A 936-nucleotide genomic window follows, 5' to 3' on the forward strand; every position below is an offset into this window, starting at 1 on the left:
GGTCTATAATGAGCTTCGTGAACTGGTCAAGGATAGTTATTACGTCATGGCCGATGAGACGCCCCATCCCGTACTTGAAAGCGACCGTCCCGGTGCCCTTCACCGCGGGTATATGTGGAACTTCTATCTGCCCCGGTTCCATACCCCCTTCTTTGAATACCACAAGGGACGTGGCAGCAGCGGAATAGACACACTGCTGGCAGGACAGGTCCGGGTGGTACAGAGTGACGGCTTTGCAGTATATGACGAGTTCGACACGCTACCCGGAAAGTTACACCTGTGCTGCTGGGCACACGTCAGGCGCAAGTTTGTGGAAGCGGAAGGGAATGACCCTCCCAGAGCAGGGTATGCACTTGAACAAATAGGCAGACTGTATGCTGTGGAGGAGAAAATCAGGATAGAACATCTGGAAGGCGGGGCTGTAGTAAAGCTTCGCCGGGAAGAATCGTACCCTATTATCAAAGGACTGGAAAAATGGTGCAAGGAGGAATATGAACATACGGTTGAGAAATCGCCTATTGCCAAGGCCATATTCTATATGTACACACGATTTGAACAACTGTCCGGATATGTCAACGATGCACAATTCTGCATTGACAATAATCCGGTGGAGCGTTCTATAAGACCATTGACTTTGAACAGAAAAAACACTCTTTTCTCCGGATCACATGAGGCGGCACATGCAGCGGCAATATTCTTTTCACTGATGGGATGTTGCAGGGAAAATAAGGTGAACCCAAAACTATGGATGCAGGACGTGTTGATTAGGGTACAGGAGAAAGAAAGAGAAGAGAAAAACGACTACTCCGATTTACTGCCATTTAATTGGAAAGGATAAACGAGAAAGATTGATAAAGCCAAAAGCCAGACGAAGTACGTCTGGCTTTTGGCTTTATTATAGCTTGGAAAGAAACACGCACAAGGCCGAATGCTTAC

General features: G+C 47.5%; 1 protein-coding gene. It reads left to right on the forward strand.

All coding sequences use genetic code 11. From position 1 onward, the window contains the following. The coding region (locus tag AB5443_RS25310) for an IS66 family transposase (RefSeq protein WP_368119652.1) at window positions 1-838 on the forward strand (838 nt) is incomplete at its 5' end. Window positions 839-936: the final 98 nt, after the last annotated feature.

The sequence above is a fragment of the Bacteroides sp. RTP21281st1_H5_RTP21281_210402 genome (assembly GCF_040918965.1).
GTDB lineage: Bacteria > Bacteroidota > Bacteroidia > Bacteroidales > Bacteroidaceae > Bacteroides > Bacteroides congonensis.